9 protein-coding genes are annotated in these 13,818 nt (G+C 65.0%); 6 read left to right on the forward strand and 3 right to left on the reverse strand.

What is annotated here, in order from left to right; translation table 11 throughout:
• Positions 1 to 17: 17 nt before the first annotated feature.
• The gene (ispF, locus tag FAZ95_RS11400; RefSeq protein ID WP_137332550.1) at positions 18 to 506 is read right to left on the reverse strand and encodes a 2-C-methyl-D-erythritol 2,4-cyclodiphosphate synthase; all 489 of its coding nucleotides are present in this window, start codon (positions 504 to 506) and stop codon (positions 18 to 20) included.
• A 52-nt stretch (positions 507 to 558) separates the two neighbouring features.
• Positions 559 to 1,293 carry a 2-C-methyl-D-erythritol 4-phosphate cytidylyltransferase gene (gene ispD, locus FAZ95_RS11405; protein ID WP_137332551.1) on the reverse strand — a complete coding sequence of 245 codons (735 nt, stop codon included), beginning with the start codon at positions 1,291 to 1,293 and terminating at the stop codon, positions 559 to 561.
• 232 nt (positions 1,294 to 1,525) lie between these two features.
• Between ispD and mfd the strand changes: the two genes are divergently transcribed.
• The 3 genes from mfd to FAZ95_RS11420 all read left to right on the forward strand — a co-directional run bounded on the left by mfd (position 1,526) and on the right by FAZ95_RS11420 (position 7,636).
• Positions 1,526 to 5,014 (forward strand): transcription-repair coupling factor, encoded by a 3,489-nt coding sequence (gene mfd / locus FAZ95_RS11410; RefSeq protein ID WP_137332552.1) that lies wholly within the window; start codon positions 1,526 to 1,528, stop codon positions 5,012 to 5,014.
• A 292-nt stretch (positions 5,015 to 5,306) separates the two neighbouring features.
• Positions 5,307 to 6,563: an acetylornithine deacetylase gene (argE, locus tag FAZ95_RS11415; RefSeq protein WP_137332553.1), complete on the forward strand. Its 1,257-nt coding sequence runs from the start codon at positions 5,307 to 5,309 to the stop codon at positions 6,561 to 6,563.
• 59 nt (positions 6,564 to 6,622) lie between these two features.
• Positions 6,623 to 7,636, forward strand: coding sequence for a threonine/serine dehydratase family protein (locus tag FAZ95_RS11420; protein ID WP_137332554.1), 1,014 nt, complete (start codon positions 6,623 to 6,625; stop codon positions 7,634 to 7,636).
• 220 nt (positions 7,637 to 7,856) lie between these two features.
• Here FAZ95_RS11420 and FAZ95_RS11425 read toward each other — a convergent pair whose 3' ends face one another.
• Positions 7,857 to 10,328 carry a penicillin-binding protein 1A gene (locus tag FAZ95_RS11425; RefSeq protein ID WP_137332555.1) on the reverse strand — a complete coding sequence of 824 codons (2,472 nt, stop codon included), beginning with the start codon at positions 10,326 to 10,328 and terminating at the stop codon, positions 7,857 to 7,859.
• Positions 10,329 to 10,841: 513 nt separating this feature from the next.
• Here FAZ95_RS11425 and FAZ95_RS40035 point away from each other — a divergent pair.
• The 3 genes from FAZ95_RS40035 to FAZ95_RS11440 all read left to right on the forward strand — a co-directional run bounded on the left by FAZ95_RS40035 (position 10,842) and on the right by FAZ95_RS11440 (position 13,779).
• The gene (locus FAZ95_RS40035; protein ID WP_254699673.1) at positions 10,842 to 11,435 is read left to right on the forward strand and encodes a plasmid mobilization protein; all 594 of its coding nucleotides are present in this window, start codon (positions 10,842 to 10,844) and stop codon (positions 11,433 to 11,435) included.
• Between the two features lie 430 nt (positions 11,436 to 11,865).
• Positions 11,866 to 12,546 (forward strand): PspA/IM30 family protein, encoded by a 681-nt coding sequence (locus FAZ95_RS11435; RefSeq protein WP_137332556.1) that lies wholly within the window; start codon positions 11,866 to 11,868, stop codon positions 12,544 to 12,546.
• Positions 12,547 to 12,594: 48 nt separating this feature from the next.
• The gene (locus FAZ95_RS11440; RefSeq protein WP_137332557.1) at positions 12,595 to 13,779 is read left to right on the forward strand and encodes a tetratricopeptide repeat protein; all 1,185 of its coding nucleotides are present in this window, start codon (positions 12,595 to 12,597) and stop codon (positions 13,777 to 13,779) included.
• Positions 13,780 to 13,818: the final 39 nt, after the last annotated feature.

Raw genomic sequence — 13,818 nt, forward strand, 5'->3', positions numbered from 1 at the left:
GCCCCAGCCGCAACCGCTCAGCCCTTCGGGGCCCGCAACAGCAGCACCGCCGCCTGAGCCTCGATGCCCTCGCCTCGGCCGAGATAGCCGAGCTTCTCGTTGGTCTTCGCCTTCACATTCACGCGATCGAGCGGCAAGCCGAGATCTTCGGCGATATTCGCGCGCATCGCGTCGATGTGCGGGGCGAGCTTCGGCGCTTGCGCGATCACGGTGCTGTCGACGTTCTGGATCGCGAAACCCGCCTCGGCGATACGCTTCGCGCACTCGCGCAGCAGCACGCGGCTGTTCGCGCCGGCAAAACGGGTATCGGTGTCCGGAAAGTGGCGGCCGATGTCGCCGAGCGCGGCCGCGCCGAAGAGGGCATCGGTGATCGCGTGCAGCAGCACGTCCGCGTCCGAGTGGCCCAGGAGGCCCCGGTCGTAAGGCACCGTCACGCCGCCGATGATGAGCGGGCGGCCCGGCACCAGCGCGTGCACGTCGTAGCCTTGTCCGATTCTGAAATCCATCCGTGAGTCCGTTTATTCGAGTGAGTTGCGGAAAATGAGGCGGGAAATGCGGTCAGGCGCCCGCTGCGGGGCGGCTTGCGGTGCGGCTGAGGATCGCCTCCGCGAGATCGAAGTCTTCCGGATACGTGACCTTGAAGTTGCGCAGGCTCCCCTGCACGAGACGCGGCGCATGGCCGAGCCATTCGATCGCGCTCGCTTCGTCGGTGAGGTCGTGGCCGTCCTGCTGCGCGCGCAGGATCGCCTCGCGCAGCATGCCGACGCGGAACATCTGCGGCGTCTGCGCCTGCCATAGACCGTTGCGCGATTCCGTGCGGGCGATGTGCTCGCCGGTTTCGACATCGACGCGCTTCAACGTATCGGCGACCGGCAACGCCATGATGCCGCCGACCGGATCGTCCTTCAGTGCGGCGATCAGCGTGCGGATCAGCGCCGGCGTAATGCCGGGGCGCGCGGCGTCGTGCACGAGCACCCAGTCGGCGTCGGTCGCGCCGAAGTCGGCGAGCGCGGACAGGCCGTTGAGCACCGACGCCTGGCGCGAGGCCCCGCCGCAGCGGCGCACCGCGAAGCGCAGGCCGGCGAAGCGGCGGGCGTCGAAGTGCTGGTCGTCGGGGGCGATGACGACGAGCGTCTGCGCGAATTCGCTGCAGGCGTCGAAGGCGGCCAGCGTGTAGTGCAGCAGGTCGCGGCCGGCGACGGTCCGGTATTGCTTGGGCATCGGCGCGCCGGAACGGCTGCCGGTGCCCGCACAGGGGATCAGGGCGAAAAGACGCGGGGTTACGGAAGTCACTGGGTTCGATGCGGTCGCAGGAGATGCGCGCCGCGAAGTCAAAAGTAAAGGACGGATTTTATAATAGGCGTTCGCCTGATTGCTTTAGACCGGCGTAGACTTCCCGCTTTCGCTTGTGCCGGGTGTCGCGAGCGCCAGCGCCCGCGGATCGCCAGCGAGTGTTTGCGCGTGAGATCGCTTGCGAGTTTCGCCTGTGAGTTTCGCCTGTATTAACGGCCGCACCTCTTCATCTATGTCCCCAAACGCCGCACCGTCTTCGTCGTCTTCCTCGCCCGTGGCGCTCGTCAAGGCCGGCCAGCGCTTCGCCTTCGACGGCACGCACGGCTCGTCCGACGCGCTCCTGATCGCCCGCTACCACCTGAGCTGGCGTGACGAGGTGCCGCTTCTCGCCGTGGTCTGCGCGAGCGCCGTCGACGCGCAGCGGCTCGCGCAGGAAATCGCCTATTTCGCGCCGAACGCGCGCATCCGCGTGCTGCCCGATTGGGAGACGCTGCCGTACGACACGTTCTCGCCGCACCAGGACCTCGTGTCCGAACGCCTCGCGACGCTGCACGATCTCGGCGAGGGCCGCTGCGACATCCTGCTGGTGCCCGCCACGACCGCGCTCTACCGGATGCCGCCCGCTGCGTTCCTTGCCGCGTATACGTTTTCGTTCACCCAAGGCGAACGGCTCGACGAGTCGAAGCTCAAGGCGCAACTGACGCTCGCGGGCTACGAGCACGTGAGCCAAGTCGTGCGGCCCGGCGAATACTGCGTGCGCGGCTCGCTGATCGACCTCTATCCGATGGGCTCGCCGCTGCCGTACCGGATCGACCTGTTCGACGACCAGGTCGACTCGATCCGCGCGTTCGATCCCGACACGCAGCGCAGCCTCTATCCGGTCGGCGACGTGCGTCTCTTGCCCGGCCGCGAATTCCCGTTCGACGAAGCGGCGCGCACCGCGTTTCGCAGCCGCTGGCGCGAGGAGTTCGAAGGCGACCCGAGCCGCTCGCCGATCTACAAGGACATCGGCAACGGCGTGCCGTCGGCGGGCATCGAGTACTACCTCCCGCTGTTCTTCGACGAAACGGCCACGCTCTTTCACTATTTGCCGGAACGCGCGCAGCTCGCGTTCGTCGGCGATCTGGACAGCGCGATCCGGCGCTTCACCGCCGATACGAAGCAGCGCTTCAACTTCCTGTCGCACGACCGCGAGCGGCCGATCCTCGAACCGCAGCGCCTGTTCCTGACCGACGACGATTTCTACACGCTCGCGAAGCCGTTCGGGCGCCTCGTGTTGCCCGCGAACGGCGGCGGCGCATGGGCGACCCCCTTGCCGAATCTCGCGATCGACCGCCACGCGGACGATCCGGTCCTCGCGCTGCGCGCCTATCTGGACACGACGCCGAACCGCGTGCTGTTCGCCGCCGAATCCGCGGGCCGCCGCGAGACCATCGCGCAGTTGCTCGCGGAGCAACACCTGCGTCCCACGTCGAGCGACAGCTTCGAAAACTGGCTGACGAGCGACGAGCGCTTCGCGCTCGGCGTCGCGCCGCTCGCCAACGGCTTCGCGCTGCCGGGCGAAGGCTACGCGATCATCACCGAGACCGAACTGTACGGCCCGCTCGCGCGCCGCGCCGGAAGGCGCCGGCAGGAACAGGCGAGCAACGTCGACTCGATGGTGCGCGATCTGTCGGAGCTGAAACTCGGCGACCCGGTCGTGCATTCGCAGCATGGCATCGGCCGCTATATGGGTCTCGTGACGATGGACCTCGGCGAAGGCGACACCGAGTTCCTGCACCTCGAATACGCGGGCGACAGCAAGCTCTACGTGCCCGTCGCGCAACTTCACGTGATCTCGCGCTACAGCGGCGCCGATCCGGAAAGCGCGCCGCTGCATTCGCTCGGCTCGGGCCAATGGGAAAAAGCGAAGCGCAAAGCCGCTCAACAGATTCGCGACACGGCCGCCGAGCTGCTGAACCTGTACGCACGCCGCGCGGCGCGCGAAGGTCACGCATTCAAGCTCGATCCGCGCGACTACGTGAAGTTCGCCGAAAGCTTCGGCTTCGAGGAAACCCCCGATCAGGCGGCGGCGATCGCCGCCGTGATCGGCGACATGACGAGCGGCAAGCCGATGGACCGGCTCGTCTGCGGCGACGTCGGTTTCGGCAAGACCGAGGTCGCGCTGCGCGCCGCGTTCATCGCCGTGATGGGCGGCAAGCAGGTCGCGCTCCTTTCGCCGACCACGCTGCTCGCCGAACAGCACACGCAGACCTTCTCCGACCGCTTCGCCGATTGGCCCGTGCGGGTGGCCGAACTGTCGCGCTTCAAGTCGGGCAAGGAAGTCAGCCAGGCGATCTCGCAGATCAACGAGGGCAGCGTCGATATCGTGATCGGCACGCACAAGCTGCTGTCGTCCGAGGTGCAGTTCAAGCGGCTCGGCCTCGTCATCATCGACGAGGAACACCGCTTCGGCGTGCGGCAGAAAGAGGCGCTCAAAGCGCTGCGCGCCGAAGTCGACGTGCTCACGCTCACCGCGACGCCGATTCCGCGCACGCTCGGCATGGCGCTCGAAGGGCTGCGCGACTTCTCGGTGATCGCCACCGCGCCGCAAAAGCGGCTCGCGATCAAGACCTTCGTGCGGCGCGAGGAAGAAAGCGTGATCCGCGAGGCGATGCTGCGCGAATTGAAGCGCGGCGGCCAGGTCTACTTCCTGCACAACGAAGTCGAGACGATCGAGAACCGCCGCGCGATGCTCGAAGAACTCGTGCCCGAAGCGCGCATCGCCGTCGCTCACGGACAGATGCACGAACGCGAGCTCGAGCGCGTGATGCGCGATTTCGTGGCGCAACGCGCGAACGTGCTGTTGTGCACGACCATCATCGAGACCGGCATCGACGTGCCGAGCTCGAACACGATCCTGATTCATCGCTCCGACAAGTTCGGTCTCGCGCAATTGCACCAGTTGCGCGGACGTGTCGGGCGCTCGCACCACCAGGCGTACGCGTACCTGCTCGTGCACGATCCGCAGGCGCTCACGAAGCAGGCGCAGCGGCGGCTCGAAGCGATTCAGCAGATGGAGGAGCTCGGCTCGGGCTTTTATCTGGCGATGCACGACCTCGAGATCCGCGGCACCGGCGAAGTGCTCGGCGACAAGCAATCGGGCGAAATCCAGGAGATCGGCTTCCAGCTCTACACCGACATGCTCAACGACGCCGTGAAGGCCCTCAAGGACGGCCGCGAGCCCGATTTGACGGCGCCGCTCGCCGCGACCACCGAAATCAACCTGCACGCGCCGGCGATCCTTCCCGCCGACTACTGCGGCGACGTGCAGGAGCGTCTGTCGCTCTACAAGCGTCTCGCGAATTGCGAGCACAACGATGCGATCGACAACATCCAGGAAGAGCTGATCGACCGCTTCGGCAAGATGCCGCAACAGGCGCACGCGCTGATCGAAACGCACCGGCTGCGGCTTGCGGCCAAGCCGCTCGGCATTTCGAAGATCGACGCGGGCGAGTCCGTGATCGGCTTGCAGTTCATCCCGAACCCGCCGATCGACGCCATGCGGATCATCGAGATGGTGCAGAAGCACAAGCACATCAAGCTCGCCGGCCAGGACAAGCTGCGCATCGAAACGCGCAGCCCCGATCTCGCGGTGCGCGTCTCGACGGTCAAGGAGACGCTGCGCGCGCTCGGCACGCCGTCGAAGCAAGGCGCGCAAGCGGCAGCTGCGGCACGCTGAGCGCGGAAACCTCGAGCCCCTTCCGTTAGCCGCGTGGAAGGGGCTTTTCTGTCGACCAGAGTGAGCCTGGTCCCATGCAACGCTGCACTGCCGCATCGCCGCGCGACTCAGTTCGTCTTACGGATTGCCGACCGACGAAGGCCACCCCACGCAAGCTCCCTGCCGCCCGCAAACGTTATACCTCGCTCGCGGCGCAAGGAGCGTTCGCCACCGCGCGCAATCGGCCCCCGACCGCTTTGGCGCACACCGATTTTTCGGTATGATCGAAAGACTAATGAGTTGGAGTCTTCTCATGTCACAGGTCGCTGAAACGGCGCATCTCGTCTCCCCCGCCTCCTCGCATTCGCAGCCCTCCTCCCCCGCTTCTTCCCATTCGTCGCCCGTCAGCCTGCCTTGGGTCGAGCGTCTCGTATCGATGAATACAACGAGCCGCCTGCCGAACCTGGGGCTGATCGAAACCGTGCGCGACGCATTGCGCGAACGCGGGATCGACGCGACGCTCACCCATGACGCACGCGGTCAATGGGCGAACCTGTTCGCCACCGTGCCCGCGCACGACGGCGAGACCAACGGCGGCATCGTGCTGTCGGGGCATACGGACGTGGTCCCGGTCGACGGCCAGCCATGGGACAGCGACCCTTTCAAGCCGGAAACGCGCGACGGCAAGCTCTATGGACGCGGCACTTGCGACATGAAAGGCTTCATCGGCGCCGCGCTCGCGCTCCTGCCCGAGATGCAGGCGGCGAAGCTCGCGAAACCGATTCACTTCGCGCTGTCGTTCGACGAGGAGATCGGCTGCGCCGGGGCGCCGCTCATGATTGCCGATCTGCAAAAGCGCGGCGTGAAGCCGGACGGCTGCATCGTCGGCGAGCCCACGAGCATGCGCCCGATCATCGCGCACAAGGGCATCAACGCTTACCAATGCTGCGTGCGCGGCCACGCGGCGCATTCGTCGCTGACGCCGAAGGGATTGAACGCCATCGAATACGCCGCGCGCCTGATCTGCTATATCCGCGACATGGCCGATCGCTTCCGCGCGGAAGGTCCGTTCGACGACCTCTACGACGTGCCGTTCACGACCGCGCAGACCAGCACGATCGAAGGCGGCAACGCGCTCAACACCGTGCCCGCCGAATGCCGCTTCGCGTTCGAATTCCGCAACCTGCCGACGCTCGACCCCGAGCCGATCTTCAAGCGCATCGAAGACTACGCCAAGAGCACGCTGCTCCCGCAGATGCAGCGCGAGCATCCGAACGCGGCGATCGAGTTTTCGAAGATCGCCGCGGCTCCGGGTCTCGACGCATCGGAACAAGCCGCGATCACGCAGCTCGTGCGCGCGCTCACGGCGAATCAAGAGAAGCGCAAGGTGGCCTATGGCACCGAAGCGGGTCTCTTCGCACTAGCCGGCGTGCCGAGCATCGTCTGCGGCCCCGGCAACATCGAGCAAGCGCACAAGCCAAACGAGTACGTCGAACTCGATCAACTGGTCGCCTGCGAGGACTTCTTGCGCAAGTTCATCCATAGCATGTCGGTGGAGGCGCACGCGTAACGCGTGCGCGGGTCAGACCGAGCACCGCCGATCTCCTACAAAACGAGACGCCCACGCCCATGTCCACCGCTACGCCGCAGCACACCAATCACACGATTGACGGCGAACCGATCCCCACGCTGGATGCGATCGCCACGCAGCACTTTGCGCTCACGCCCTGGGTCATGCGCACGCCGGTGTTCGAACGTCAGGACTTTCCGTCGCTCGAAGGGACGCACGTCAACTTCAAGTTCGAGCTCTTGCAGGCAAGCGGCAGCTTCAAGGCGCGCGGCGCGTTCACGAACCTGCTTGCGCTCGACGCCGCGCAACGCAGCGCCGGCGTGACCTGCGTCTCGGGCGGCAATCACGCGGCGGCCGTGGCGTACGCCGCGATGCGCCTCGGCATCAGCGCGAAAGTCGTGACCTTCCGGACCGCGAGCCCCTCGCGCATCGCGCTGTGCAAGCAATATCGCGCGGAAGTCGTGACGGCCGATACGCCCGCCGAGGCATTCGAACTCGTGCGCCGTATCGAAGCCGAAGAAGGCCGCTATTACGTGCATCCGTTCAACGGCTATCGCACCGTGCTCGGCACCGCGACGCTCGGCTACGAATGGGCCACCCAAACGCCCGATCTCGACGCGGTGATTCTGCCGATCGGCGGCGGCGGTCTGGCGGCCGGCGTCTCGACGGCGCTGCGTCTCGCGAATCCGCGCGTGCACGTGTACGGCGTCGAGCCGGAGGGCGCCGATGCGATGGGCAAGAGCTTCGCCGCCAATCACACGGTCAAGATGGGGCCGATGCACACGATCGCCGATTCGCTGATGGCGCCGTACACCGAGCAATACAGCTACGAGTTGTGCCGGCGGCATATCGACCGCCTCGTGACCGTATCGGACGACGAGTTGCGCTCTGCGATGCTCAAGCTCTTCGCGAATCTCAAGCTCGCGGTGGAACCCGCCTGCGCTGCCGCCACAGCGGCGTTGCTCGGGCCGCTGCGCGAGACGCTGCAGGGCAAGCGCGTCGGCGTGCTGCTGTGCGGGACCAATACGGACCCGGTGACGTTTGCGGCGCAGATCGAAAGCGCGAAGCCCTGACGCGCGTTTGCGCGCAGCGCAGCGCCGCACACGCTTTGCCCTTATCCACAGATTGTGTTGACAGGGCTGTTGATAAGCGCTGGGCTAACCGCGTAAGTGGTTGAGCCCGCAACGAATTCTGCCACTGACAAACAAAAGGCCCGCGGTGCGCAAAAGCGTGCGCATCGCGGGCCTTTTCCGTTTCCTTTTCCCTACCGCGGGTACTTTCCGCGCGCTCGGATCAAGGCTTGTTGTCCTCGAACATGTTCATGATCTGCTGCTTCTCGCCTTGCGAGACAGACGGCGTCTGAAGCCCCGCCGGCCCGATGCTGCCCACCGCATCGCTCGCCGCCGCAAGCGCGTTGCCCGACTCGAGGCCGATGCTCGCGACGAAGCCGTTGCCCGGCACCATGTCCGCGAAATACAGCTCGCCGTCGACGGTCGTCACGCTATCGGGCATCGGCATCTCCTGCTGCGGCACGCCGCGCAGCGCGCGTCCCATGTACTCGACCCAGATCGGCAGCGCGAGCTGCGCGCCGAATTCGCGGCTGCCGAGGCTTTTCGGCTGGTCGTAGCCCATCCAGGCGACCGCGACCAGCGACGGTTGATAGCCCGCGAACCAGCCGTCCTTCGCATCGTTGGTCGTACCCGTCTTGCCCGACAGATCCGAACGTTTCAGCACGTTCGTGCCGGCGCCCGTACCGGACGTCGCCACCGAATGCAGGAGGCTGTTCATGATGTAGTCGTTCGCGGCGCTGATCGTGCGCGGCGCGTTCTGTCCGGCGACGATCGGCTGCGCCTTCGAGATCGGCTGGCCGCGCGCGTCGTCGACTTCGGCGATCAGATACGGGTTGATGCGATAGCCGCCGTTCGCGAACACGCTATAGGCTCCCGCCGATTGCAACGGCGTGACGAGACCCGCACCGAGCGCCATCGGCAGGTACGGCGGCGTCTTGTCCGCGTCGAAACCGAACTTCTGCGTCACGTAGTCCTGCGCGTACTTCGTGCCGATGTACGAAAGGATGCGGATCGACACGAGGTTCTTCGACTTCTCGAGCGCGACGCGCATCGGCATCGGACCGTCAGGCTGATCGTCGTCCTTCGGCTCCCACGCGTCGCCGCCCGGCGTGCTCGGCGGGAAGTACAACGGCGCATCGTTGATGATCGTCGCGGGGGCGAGCCCTTTTTCGAGCGCGGCCGAATAGATGAACGGCTTGAAGCTCGAGCCCGGCTGGCGCCATGCCTGCGTCACGTGGTTGAACTTGTTCTTGTTGAAGTCGAAACCGCCGACGAGCGCGCGGATGGCGCCGTCCTGCGGCGTCAGCGACACGAGCGCGCCCTCCACTTGCGGCAATTGCGTGATCTGCCAATCGCCGTCCTTCGCGCCCGGCATCACGCGCACGATCGAGCCGGGCTTGATGCGCTGCGCCTGGTTCGCGCGCGGGCTCAGTGCCGTCGCGACGAACTTGAGGCCGTCGCCCTTCACCGTCACCGTCGTGCCGTCGACGAACTGCGCCGTCACCGAAGCCGGGCTCGCCTCGGTCACGACGGCCGCGACGATCTCGCCGTTGTCGGGGTGATCGGCGAGCGCATCGTCGATCGCCTGATCGCGGTCGTCGGCGTTGTCCGGCAGCTGGATGAAGCCTTCCGGGCCGCGATAGCCATGGCGCCGCTCGTAGTCCATCACGCCCTTGCGCACCGCGCGATAGGCGGCGTCCTGATCGCCGGAATCGATGGTCGTCACGACCGTCAGGCCGCGCGTGTAAGTCTCATCCTTGTATTGCGCGTACATGAGCTGACGCACCATTTCCGCGACGTACTCGGCGTGCACGCTGTACTCGTTGCCCGACGCCTTCGTATGAATCGGCTCCTTCACGGCCTGGTCGTACTGCGCCTGCGTGATGTAGTTCAAATCGAGCATGCGCTTCAGGATGTATTCCTGACGGATCTTCGCGCGCTTCGGATTGACGATCGGGTTGTACGCCGACGGCGCCTTCGGCAAGCCCGCGAGCATCGCCGCCTGAGCAAGCGAGATGTCCTTCAGGTCCTTGCCGAAGTAGACACGCGCCGCGGCGGCGAAGCCGTATGCGCGCTCGCCGAGATAGATCTGATTCATATACAGCTCGAGAATCTGATCCTTCGTGAGCGCGCTTTCGATCTTGTACGCCAGCATCATTTCGTAGATCTTGCGCGTGTACGTCTTCTCGCTCGACAGGAAGAAGTTGCGCGCGACCTGCATCGTGATCGTGCTCGCACCCTGTGAAGCGCCGCCGTGCATGAAGTCGGTCATGCCCGCGCGCAGGATGCCGATGAAGTCGACGCCGCCGTGCTCGTAGAAGCGGTAGTCCTCGATCGCGAGCACCGCTTTCTTTTGCATGTCTGGAATGTCCTGGAAGCGCACGAGGCTGCGGCGCTCTTCGCCGAACTCGCCGATCAGCACGTGGTCCGCCGTGTAGACGCGCAGCGGCACCTTCGGCCGATAGTCGGTCAAGGCATCGAGCGACGGCAGCTGCGGCGCCATCACGACGAGCGCATAGCCGACGATCAGCGCGCCGACGACAGCGAGCGTCGCGAAGAGACCAACGAACGTGAGCGCGATGCGCGCGCCGAATGAGCGGCCGCGAGGTGCGGATGAGCGTTCGGTGTAGTGTCGGTTGGAATCTCGGTCGTCTGCCGATTCGTGCGAGGATTGCGGTCGTTTAATGATAGGCATGACTGGAAAGGTGGACGCGGCGTGCCGCGCCGGTTGCGCGCTGGTTTCTCGCGCGTGTGGATCGTGATCGTGACGTCATGGCATCGTGCGTGCGCGGCGTGTCTGTCATGTTTGGCCGGCCGCGTTTTCGAGACTTCCCGGCAGCGCCCGCCCCCCGGGCCAAGCCGCTGCACCACGCCAAGCGTGCAATGCAACAGCGCATTTTAATAAAACCCGACGGTTGACAACGAACTTTTTTTGTAAGAATTCCCTATTGGTCGGACCCTGTTCCGCCGGATCTCGGGCCGGCGCACATACCGGCGCGATCGGCCTAAGTTATCAACAGAATATGTTGAAAGCCCTGTGGAAAAAAGTCAGACAAGGTCATCAACTCGTTGATACCGCAGACATTTCGCGGGCTGCACGTTTCGCGCCTGCCGATCTCGTCTTATGATGGACAACGTTCTGCACCGTCTGCCTCGAGGCGCACAACGCCGGGCGCTTCGGAGTCAAACGCATGTCCGCGAATCGACCATGAACAAGTCCAGTGAACGCATCGTCATCTTCGTCACGCCTGCGCAGAAACTTGCCATCTCGACGAGCGCGCAGCGTCTTGGGATCAGCGTCAGTGAATTGATCCGGCGAGCCGTGCTCGAGTTCGATGCGACGGGCGATCAGGTCAAGGCGGCGAGCATCGTCGATCGTCTTCATGCCCCTCAAGCCCCCAATGCGTTGAACGAAACGCTGCGGCGCGTGGCGAAAGCGGCGCCTGCGGGGCGTCACGTCGTGCCGGCGCTTTCGGGAGAGACGCGGGGCGAGAAGCCAGGCGATGGCAAGCCGCCGCGCACGTCGCTCGGCGCGTCGGTCGCGCAAGCGCTCGCCAAGGCCGACGACGACACGCGCTTCACACAGGAGGCCGTCGAAAGGGTCACCGCGAAAAAAGCAGCGGAGCAGACGCGTCCGCGGGCGAAAGCGGCCACGCCGAAGCCGGCCTCGGCGAAGTCGGCTGCGCCAGAAACGCCGCTCGACGCCGATGGCTCGGGCTCCGAAGTGACCTCCAACGTCACCTCCAATTCGGCTGGCGACGAAGCGGCAGGTTCTACCGACGATGACGGCAGTTTCGCTTGACACGAATCCTTTCAAAATCGAAAGCATCAGTCGCGAATTTAAGCGGCAATTCGCTAAAGCATTCGTTTTCCATGCCTGATTACATGGCGTGTTTTTCCCGTTCGCCTTGCCCATTTACGCCACGCAAAAACACCAACCTATTCGTCATCCGTTGAAATCGATACGCAGCGTGCGTTTAAGCATTCTTTAAGCGAACGCATGCTGTAATATTCGCCGCGTAAAGCACAAATAGCGTTGGCGCTTGCGGATAGGACTCACATACGCCAGTCACCGCATCCTCATAAAATGGACGCATGACTATTGCAATCCGCCCGCCTGCCCCGACATCCGCGTCGCGTGCATCCAATGGCGCACAGGCGCCCCGCGTAGCGTATCGATGGCTCGCAGCGCTATTCGGCTTAGGCGCCGATTTCAATCCACGGAGGAATTCATGTCGCTTTTCGATAGCATTTCGCGCACGGTCAAAGGACTTTTGAACGACGCTGCCGATTCCGTGCAGGACCCGTCGCGCGACGCGCGCCAGATCGTGCGCGAGCTCGACGACAGCATCGCCAAGGCGGAAAACTCGCTGATCGAGATCGAAGCGCAGGTCGCCACGCAGCAAAGCAAGCGCGATGTCGCGGCTGAAAAGGCGAAGAAATACGAGGACGGCGCGAAGCGCGCGCTGCAATCGGGCGACGAGGGCCTCGCACGCGAAGCGCTTTCGGCGCAGGCGAATGCGGAAGCCGAGCGCGACGCGCTCGCCGGCGAACTCGCCAAGCTCGAACCGTCGGTCGATCAATTGAAGTCGCAGATCGCCGACATGCGCCAGCGCCGCAACGATCTCAACGCGCGCTCGAACATCCTCCAGGCGAAGCAGGAAATCGCGCAGGCGAAGGACGTCGCCGCGACCGCGCTTGGCGGCATCGGCGGCAAGAACCTGTCGGAAGACTTTCAGAAGCTCGAAGACAAGGTCACGCTGCAGAACGCGCGCTCCGACGCGCGCCTGAATTCCGCCGATACGGCAAGCGGCAAGGCGCTCGACGACAAGCTCGCCGCGCTGAACCATGGCCCGTCGGTGGAAGATCGTCTCGAAGCGCTGAAAAAACAGTTGAATACGCCGGCGGAATAACACCGCGTTCACGACATGGAGACGGGCGCTCGCCGCCCGGTCCGCATCATGAAGAAATTTCTCGCAGCCGCTGGAATGTCGCTGATGCTGGTATCGGCCGCGGCGTTTGCCGTGCCGAGCGCGCAGCAAGTCGAGCGCGCGATGGCGCAAGGCAACTGGCAGCAAGCCGATTCGGAACTGAGCCAGGTGCTCGAAGCGCATCCGAACAACGCGCACGCGCATTACCTCTACGGTCAAGTCCTCGATCGCGAGGGACGCTACGCCGACGCGCTCGCGCAAATCCAGCAGGCGAAGTCGCTCGATCCGCAAATCCGCTTCACGAATCCGTCGAATTTCGCGCAGGTCGAGGCGCGTATCCAGGCCCACGCGCAAGCCCATGCGAATGCAGGCAGCGTGACGACGCAGCCACGCTCCTCCGTCATGTCGACCACGTCGAATCCGTTCACGCAAACGCAGGCCATGCCGCAAGCGAGCGAGCGCCATGGTCCGTCGATGGCGGCTTGGATCGGCATCGTGCTGCTGTTCGTGGTGATCGCGCTCGTGCTGCGCTGGACGTTGCGCCGCGCCCGCTCGACCGAAGACACGCGAGCCGACGAAGACCGCCGCGCCCAACTGAAGCGCGCGACCGATTTGCTGAACGCGGTGCGCTCGCTGAAGCTCGACGTGCGTCTTTCGACGGCGCCGGGGCATGAGGCGCTGACAAACGAAGTCGAAGGCGCCGAGAACCAATTGCGCGACCTCGTCGAAACGCTCTCGAACGGCAAGAACCCGGTGCCGCCGTATCAGATCGACGACCTCGAAAAGCAAGTCGCGAGCCTCAAGGCGCGCGCCGAAGGACGGCCCGATCCGAACGCGGCGCCCGCGCCCGGACAGTCCGCCTATGCGCAAGAAGCCGAGCGCTTCGGACAGCCGCAACAACCGCCCTATCCGCCTCAGTATCCGCCGCAGCAACAGCCGCAAGTCGTCGTGCAGCAAGGCGGCGGCTTCGGCAGCGGCATGGGCGGCCTGCTCACCGGCGTGCTGCTTGGCGAAGCGCTGTCGGGCAACCGTGACCGCGTGGTCGAGCGCGACGTGATCGTCGATGACGAAACGCGCCGTCGCGAACCCGGCGGCGCCCAAGGCGGCGATGGCGGCGTCGACTTCGGCACAGGGTCGAACGACTGGAACGACAACAGCGGTGGCGGCGTCGACATGGGCAACAACGACGATTCGGGCGGCTGGTCCGACACGTGAAGCACCCTCCATCGCCGCGCATTGCGATCGTCGGCAGCG

It is taken from the genome of Trinickia violacea (assembly GCF_005280735.1).
In the GTDB taxonomy this organism is placed as follows: domain Bacteria; phylum Pseudomonadota; class Gammaproteobacteria; order Burkholderiales; family Burkholderiaceae; genus Trinickia_A; species Trinickia_A violacea.

What these genes read in the sequence shown, in the direction of transcription:
- ispF (WP_137332550.1), bottom strand. Translation starts at nt 506, where the DNA reads ATGGATTTCAGAATCGGACAAGGCTACGACGTGCACGCGCTGGTGCCG.
- mfd (WP_137332552.1), top strand. Translation starts at nt 1,526, where the DNA reads ATGTCCCCAAACGCCGCACCGTCTTCGTCGTCTTCCTCGCCCGTGGCG.
- argE (WP_137332553.1), top strand. Translation starts at nt 5,307, where the DNA reads ATGTCACAGGTCGCTGAAACGGCGCATCTCGTCTCCCCCGCCTCCTCG.
- FAZ95_RS11420 (WP_137332554.1), top strand. Translation starts at nt 6,623, where the DNA reads ATGTCCACCGCTACGCCGCAGCACACCAATCACACGATTGACGGCGAA.
- FAZ95_RS11425 (WP_137332555.1), bottom strand. Translation starts at nt 10,328, where the DNA reads ATGCCTATCATTAAACGACCGCAATCCTCGCACGAATCGGCAGACGAC.
- FAZ95_RS40035 (WP_254699673.1), top strand. Translation starts at nt 10,842, where the DNA reads ATGAACAAGTCCAGTGAACGCATCGTCATCTTCGTCACGCCTGCGCAG.
- FAZ95_RS11435 (WP_137332556.1), top strand. Translation starts at nt 11,866, where the DNA reads ATGTCGCTTTTCGATAGCATTTCGCGCACGGTCAAAGGACTTTTGAAC.
- FAZ95_RS11440 (WP_137332557.1), top strand. Translation starts at nt 12,595, where the DNA reads ATGAAGAAATTTCTCGCAGCCGCTGGAATGTCGCTGATGCTGGTATCG.